At 53.2% G+C, this 7018-nt stretch carries 6 protein-coding genes; all 6 read left to right on the forward strand.

Going from position 1 to position 7018, the window contains the following annotated elements; genetic code table 11:
- Positions 1 to 807 precede the first annotated feature (807 nt).
- Positions 808 to 1245, forward strand: coding sequence for an NADH-quinone oxidoreductase subunit A (locus tag BG74_RS04025; RefSeq protein ID WP_066596772.1), 438 nt, complete (start codon positions 808 to 810; stop codon positions 1243 to 1245).
- 15 nt (positions 1246 to 1260) lie between these two features.
- Positions 1261 to 1935 carry a NuoB/complex I 20 kDa subunit family protein gene (locus BG74_RS04030; protein WP_066596773.1) on the forward strand — a complete coding sequence of 225 codons (675 nt, stop codon included), beginning with the start codon at positions 1261 to 1263 and terminating at the stop codon, positions 1933 to 1935.
- 78 nt (positions 1936 to 2013) lie between these two features.
- A complete protein-coding gene (nuoC, locus tag BG74_RS04035) occupies positions 2014 to 3813 on the forward strand; it encodes an NADH-quinone oxidoreductase subunit C/D (protein WP_066596774.1) in 1800 nt (599 codons plus the stop codon).
- Positions 3814 to 3815: 2 nt separating this feature from the next.
- Positions 3816 to 4346 carry an NADH-quinone oxidoreductase subunit NuoE gene (nuoE, locus tag BG74_RS04040; protein ID WP_066596775.1) on the forward strand — a complete coding sequence of 177 codons (531 nt, stop codon included), beginning with the start codon at positions 3816 to 3818 and terminating at the stop codon, positions 4344 to 4346.
- Positions 4343 to 5692, forward strand: a complete 1350-nt coding sequence (gene nuoF / locus BG74_RS04045; protein WP_066596776.1) for an NADH-quinone oxidoreductase subunit NuoF — start codon at positions 4343 to 4345, stop codon at positions 5690 to 5692. The genes nuoE and nuoF overlap by 4 nt, the downstream gene beginning before the upstream one ends.
- 101 nt (positions 5693 to 5793) lie before the next feature.
- Positions 5794 to 7018 (forward strand): NADH-quinone oxidoreductase subunit NuoG (gene nuoG / locus BG74_RS04050; protein ID WP_073961064.1); only part of this gene is annotated, 1225 nt, incomplete at its 3' end.

Raw genomic sequence — 7018 nt, forward strand, 5'->3', positions numbered from 1 at the left:
CAGTCTGCCGAACCTGGCCGCAACGCGCTGTGTAAAAATCTCCACGGTGAAAACGAATTGGCATTGGCGATATTCAATATCCTACAGTCTGGCTGCGATACCTATACACACTAAAACCCTGTCGTCGCTTGCAGGGGAAGGGAAAATATATTTATTATATATAAATAATATATATTATAAATAATAAAATAAATCATGTTTATTTATTTTTGACCTTTCAACATGGCAAAATCTGCTATTCTCCTCAATTGTTGATCCTCAGTATTATTTCTCCTACCACTTCTGCGCACGCTCGTGACTCATTAATTAATAGGCGCAGCGCCTATTAATTAATAAATTAGAAATGCCATTTCTAATCAAAAACTTGCAAAAAGGTGGTTATTTGCACAATAAAATCTAGAAAATCTGTTGAAATGTGTCCTAGATCATAAAAAGGGTTTACCTCTTAAGTCGATCCATAGGATTTTTCGCGAAAATAGTATAATTGGGCGTAACTTTTTCTGACGAACGGGTCCTGGTCCATAAGCCGAATTTCAATTTTACTGCCTGACACAATTTAGCTTATTTCTTGCGCATTCTACGTTAATCGACTATTGCAGATGTAAATTAACAATGGAGTTCATGATGTCTAAGTTGACAAAAGGCTATAAAAAGGAGTAAAAAACTACAAATAATGGCTGTATATTTCATTGCCACACGGCTCTTGCGGTTTCTTACTTCCTTCCCGTAAATCGATGTGATGCGTGTAAAACTGCCTATATCTAGGAGCAACCTACAAATCGTCACTTTTGATGAGTAGCATAGAGAATGTCTATAACTACTGAAATTACTGCATATTATTTGGCTTTTGCCGTATTTATCCTGGGTGCATTTGGGCTGTGCGCCTTTATGCTCACCGGAGGATTCCTCCTGGGCGGCCGCGCCCGGTCACCCTCGAAAAACATGCCGTTTGAATCCGGGATCGATCCGGTTGGCACCGCGAGATTACGCCTTTCAGCTAAATTTTACCTGGTGGCGATGTTTTTCGTTATTTTCGACGTTGAAGCCCTCTATTTGTACGCCTGGGCTACCGCCATCCGCGAAGCGGGCTGGGTAGGTTTTATAGAGGCGACTATTTTTACTCTTATCCTGTTGGCAGGTTTGGTTTACCTGGTGCGTATTGGCGCGCTTGACTGGACGCCGGAATGTTCCCGGCGTTTGCGCCGGGCAGGCCCGATTGGCGAACTCCCCCGTTATAAACGGTAACAGCGAGGCAGCAAAATGGATTATACCCTCACCCGAGCAGAGCCGGACGGTGGCAACGAGCAGTATCCCCTGCAAGAACAGGAAATCGTGGCGGATCCGCTGGAGCAACATGTTCATCGCAGTGTTTATCTCGGCAAACTTAAGAGCACGCTGCACAATGTGGTGAACTGGGGACGTGGCAATTCTCTTTGGCCCTACAATTTCGGCCTCTCCTGCTGCTATGTCGAAATGACCACCTCGTTTACCGCCGTGCACGATGTAGCGCGCTTCGGGTCGGAAGTCATACGCGCCTCACCGCGCCAGGCGGATTTCATGGTGGTAGCGGGCACGCCTTTCACCAAGATGGCTCCAGTCATCCGGCGTCTGTACGACCAAATGCTAGAGCCGAAATGGGTTATCTCCATGGGTGCCTGCGCTAATTCCGGTGGGATGTACGATATTTATTCCGTGGTGCAGGGGGTCGATAAATTCCTGCCAGTGGATGTTTACATTCCCGGCTGTCCGCCGCGCCCTGAGGCCTACATCCAGGCGCTGCTGCTACTCAAGGAGTCTATTGGTAAAGAACGCCGTCCACTCTCCTGGGTTATGGGCGATCAGGGTGTCTATCGCGCCAATATGGAGTCGGAACGTCAACGTAAGCGTGGTGAACGCGTCGGGGTCACCCATCTGCGAACGCCCGACGAAATCTAACGCACGGATACGCATGCCGGTCTCGGCGGATAAGCGCAGCGGCATGTGCCGGCACAGCCAAATGTGGTGAAGATAATTATGACAGAGTTGATGACGCAAAATTCCGCTATGCCGGCCTGGCAATCGCAGGATCATCTTAATGATCCTGCGATTGGCGAGTTGTGTAATCATTTCGGCCAGGACGCATTAAGAGTGCAGCAAACTCGTACAGGGATTCCGGTCGTGTGGGTGAAGCGCGAGCATATCCTCAACGTGTTAACCTTCTTGAAAAAGCTGCCGAAACCTTACGTGATGCTCTATGATCTGCACGGGGTGGACGAGCGTCTGCGTACCCACCGCCAGGGCCTGCCAGCAGCGGATTTTACTGTTCTCTACCATCTGATTTCCATCGATCGCAATCGCGATATTGTGTTAAAAGTAGCTCTACTGGAAAAAGATCTTCGCCTGCCTACCTGTACCCTTATTTTCCCCAATGCTAACTGGTATGAGCGCGAAACCTGGGAGATGTTTGGCATGACCTTTGACGGCCACCCGCACCTGACCCGCATCATGATGCCGAAGAGCTGGGAAGGACATCCTCTGCGTAAAGATTATCCAGCACGCGCTACAGAATTCGATCCCTTCATCCTCACCAAGCAAAAAGAAGATTTGGAAATGGAAGGGCTGACCTTCAAGCCGGAAGAGTGGGGTATGAAGCGAAGCACAGATAACGAGGACTTCATGTTCCTCAACCTGGGGCCGAACCACCCTTCCACCCACGGTGCCTTCCGTATCATCTTGCAGCTCGACGGTGAAGAGATTATCGATTGCGTGCCCGATATCGGTTATCACCATCGCGGCGCTGAAAAGATGGGCGAGCGCCAGTCCTGGCATAGTTATATTCCTTATACCGACCGTGTCGAATATCTCGGTGGCTGCGTCAACGAAATGCCTTATGTACTGGCGGTAGAAAAGCTGGCCGGCATTGTGGTGCCCGACCGCGTCAACGTCATCCGGGTAATGCTGTCGGAGCTGTTCCGCATCAATAGCCACCTGCTGTACATCAGTACTTACATTCAGGACATCGGCGGGATGACACCAGTCTTCCTGGCGTTTACCGATCGTCAGAAAATTTATGATGTCGTCGAGGTAATTACCGGTTTTCGCATGCATCCCGCTTGGTTCCGCATCGGCGGCGTGGCGCACGATCTACCGCGTGGTTGGGAAGGTCTGCTACGTGAATTCCTCAAATGGCTGCCGAAACGTCTGGACAGCTATGTCAAAGCAGCGCTGAGAAATAGCGTGTTGCGCGCCCGCGCTGAGGGCGTCGCCGCCTACGGCGCGAAAGAGGCGCTGGACTGGGGCGTGACCGGCGCGGCGCTACGCGCCACCGGCATCGATTTCGACGTGCGTAAATGGCGTCCTTATTCCGGTTATGAAAACTTCGACTTCGAGGTGCCAGTGGGAGATGGCGTGAGCGACTGCTATAGCCGCGTGATGCTGAAAGTGGAAGAGATGCGCCAAAGCCTGCGCATCCTCGAGCAGTGCCTGAATAATATGCCGGCGGGGCCGTTCAAAGCTGACCATCCGCTGACCACGCCACCACCGAAAGAGCGTACGCTGCAGCATATCGAGACTCTTATCACTCACTTCCTGCAGGTTTCTTGGGGACCGGTGATGCCAGCTAACGAATCATTCCAAATGATCGAGGCTACCAAGGGCATCAATAGCTATTACCTAACTAGCGATGGCAGCACGATGAGCTACCGGACTCGTATCCGCACGCCCAGTTTCCCTCATCTGCAGCAGATCCCCTCGGTTATTCGAGGCAGTCTAGTATCTGATTTGATCGTATATCTGGGCAGTATTGATTTCGTTATGTCAGATGTGGACCGCTAATTATGAAACAACAGCAAGATACCCCCAAGCATGTGGTGGCGAGGCTGGATGCCGCCACCGAAACTTTTGAGCTGAGTCGTGAAGAGAGCGAAGCCATCGAGCGTGAGAAGCACTATTACGAGGATGCGCGCGCTGCCTTAATCGAAGCTCTAAAAATCGTGCAAAAGAACCGCGGCTGGGTGCCAGACGGGGCTATTATAGCCATCGCCCAGGTGCTGGGCATTCCCAGCAGCGATGTAGAAGGGGTAGCCACTTTTTATAGCCAGATTTTCCGCCAGCCGGTGGGCCGTCACGTTATCCGCTATTGCGATAGCGTGGTCTGCTATATTACTGGTTATCAGGGCATTCAGGCCGCGCTTGAGCAGTCGCTGAACGTCAAGCCTGGCCAGACAACGCCAGATGGCCGGTTCACTCTATTGCCTACCTGCTGTTTGGGCAATTGTGATAAGGGGCCGACCATGATGGTGGATGATGATACCCACGTGCATCTGACGCCGGAAGGCATTTGTTCTCTGCTGGGGCAATATCGATGACTAAAACCATTGTCCGCTTGGCGGAAACACACCCGCTTACCTGGCGGCTGCGTGATGACCATCAGCCTGTGTGGCTAGACGAATATCAGAGCAAAAACGGCTATGTCGGTGCGCTTAAGGCTTTAAGTGGCATGGCGGAGAATGATATCGTCACGTTGGTGAAAGACTCCGGCCTGAAAGGACGCGGCGGAGCAGGATTTCCCACCGGCCTGAAGTGGAGCCTGATGCCGGAAGATCCCACCATGAACATTCGCTATTTGCTGTGCAACGCCGATGAAATGGAGCCAGGCACCTATAAAGACCGTATGCTGATGGAGCAATTACCCCATCTGCTGGTGGAGGGGATGCTGATCGCCGCCTTCGCGCTGAAAGCCTACCACGGTTATATATTCCTGCGCGGCGAGTATATCGAAGCGGCAGTGAACCTGCACCGCGCGATAGCCGAGGCTACCGAAGCCGGCTGGCTGGGCAGAAATATTCTGGGAAGCGGTTTTGACTTTGAGCTTATCGTCCACACCGGCGCCGGGCGCTATATTTGCGGAGAAGAAACCGCGCTCATTAATTCTCTGGAAGGCCGCCGTGCCAATCCGCGCTCAAAACCGCCGTTTCCCGCCAGCGCAGGCGCTTGGGGTAAACCCACCTGCGTCAATAACGTCGAAACCTTATGCAACGTGCCGGCTATCATTGAGTATGGGGTGGACTGGTATAAGGGTATCACCGCTGGCAAGAGCAGCGATGCCGGCACCAAGTTAATGGGTTTCTCTGGCCGGGTAAAGAATCCCGGCGTCTGGGAACTGCCGTTTGGCATTACCGCGCGCGAGATCCTCGAGGATTACGCTGGCGGTATGCGCGATGGCTTTACCCTGAAAGCCTGGCAACCCGGCGGCGCCGGCACCGATTTCCTGACCCAGGATCATCTGGATCTGCCGATGGACTTCGAGAATATCAGCAAAGCGGGCAGCCGGCTCGGCACTGCATTGGCAATGGCGGTGGATAATGAAATCAACATGGTGTCGTTAACGCGCAATATAGAAGAGTTTTTTGCCCGGGAATCCTGCGGTTGGTGTACGCCGTGCCGCGATGGCCTACCGTGGAGCGTCAAACTGCTGCGCGCACTCGAAAGCGGTAAGGGACAGCCGGGAGATATTGAAACCCTGGAGCAGCTGTGCGGTTTCCTTGGCCCAGGAAAAACCTTCTGCGCTCATGCGCCGGGGGCGATGGAGCCGATGCAAAGTGCGATTAAGTATTTCCGCTCCGAGTTTGAGGCGGGCATCAGCGCCGACTTACTGAGCAACACCTGCGCCATTGCCGGTGTGCAGCCCAACCTATTAAAAGCGCGCTGGTAATTGTCCATGTGGAACGAGCGGGTCAGGTAGGCGCACGCGCTTCGCACTCTGAACGCATTTTTGATTAACGCCCAGCCTTTGGCGGGCCTCACCTGATGAGCATTCTGACTATGGCTACCATTCATGTAGACGGTAAAGAGTACGAGGTTAACGGGTCTGACAACCTGCTGGAAGCCTGTCTGTCCCTTGGCCTTGATATTCCTTACTTTTGCTGGCATCCAGCGCTTGGCAGTATCGGCGCTTGCCGCCAGTGCGCGGTTAAGCAATACCAAAACGCTGAGGATATCTACGGCCGGCTAGTTATGTCCTGTATGACGCCCGCTGCCGACGGGACCTTCATCTCTATCGTCGACGATGAAGCAAGACAGTTCCGTCAGAGCGTAGTAGAGTTGCTGATGACTAACCACCCGCACGATTGCCCGGTGTGCGAAGAGGGTGGCAGTTGCCATCTACAGGATATGACAGTCATGACCGGCCAGAATTTCCGCCGCTACCGCTTTAGCAAGCGCACCCACCGCAATCAATATCTAGGGCCGTTTATTTCCCATGAGATGAACCGTTGCATCGCCTGCTACCGCTGCGTCCGCTACTACAAAGATTATGCTGACGGCGGTGATCTCGGGGTATATGGCGCCCACGATAACGTCTATTTCGGCCGTCCTGAGGACGGGGTGCTGGAGAGCGAGTTCTCTGGCAATCTAGTGGAAATATGCCCGACCGGCGTGTTCACCAGTAAAACCCATTCCGAACGCTATAGCCGTAAATGGGATATGCAGTTCGCACCCAGCGTCTGCCAGCAGTGCAGCATTGGCTGCAACACCAGCCCCGGCGAACGCTATGGTATGCTGCGCTATATTGAAAACCGCTACAACGGCAGCGTCAACCATTATTTCTTGTGCGACCGCGGGCGCTTCGGCTACAGCTATGTTAATTTGAAAGACCGTCCGCGCCAGCCACTGCAGCGCTGCGGCGACGATTGGATCGCGTTGAACGCCGATCAGGCGATGCAGCGCGCCGTGGATGCGCTGCGCTATGCCCGCAAAATGATCGGCATTGGCTCGCCGCGCGCCAGCGTCGAAAGCAATTTTGCCCTGCGCGAACTGGTGGGCGCCGAGAATTTCTACACCGGTATTGCCGGTGGTGAACAGGACCGGCTAGCGCTGATGCTCAATGTGCTTCGCAACGGCGGTATCCGCACGCCGTCGCTGCGAGAAATAGAAAGTTATGACGCCGTGCTGGTGTTGGGAGAGGATTTGACCCAGACCGGTGCGCGCATTGCTCTGGCAGTGCGTCAGGCTGTAAAAGGTCGGGCGAGAGAAATGGCCG

This window comes from Sodalis-like endosymbiont of Proechinophthirus fluctus (assembly GCF_001602625.1).
Classification (GTDB): Bacteria; Pseudomonadota; Gammaproteobacteria; order Enterobacterales; family Enterobacteriaceae.

Bases quoted from the DNA above. Each gene is read 5' to 3' on its own strand.
- BG74_RS04025 (WP_066596772.1), top strand. From the start codon at position 808: ATGTCTATAACTACTGAAATTACTGCATATTATTTGGCTTTTGCCGTA.
- BG74_RS04030 (WP_066596773.1), top strand. From the start codon at position 1,261: ATGGATTATACCCTCACCCGAGCAGAGCCGGACGGTGGCAACGAGCAG.
- nuoC (WP_066596774.1), top strand. From the start codon at position 2,014: ATGACAGAGTTGATGACGCAAAATTCCGCTATGCCGGCCTGGCAATCG.
- nuoE (WP_066596775.1), top strand. From the start codon at position 3,816: ATGAAACAACAGCAAGATACCCCCAAGCATGTGGTGGCGAGGCTGGAT.
- nuoF (WP_066596776.1), top strand. From the start codon at position 4,343: ATGACTAAAACCATTGTCCGCTTGGCGGAAACACACCCGCTTACCTGG.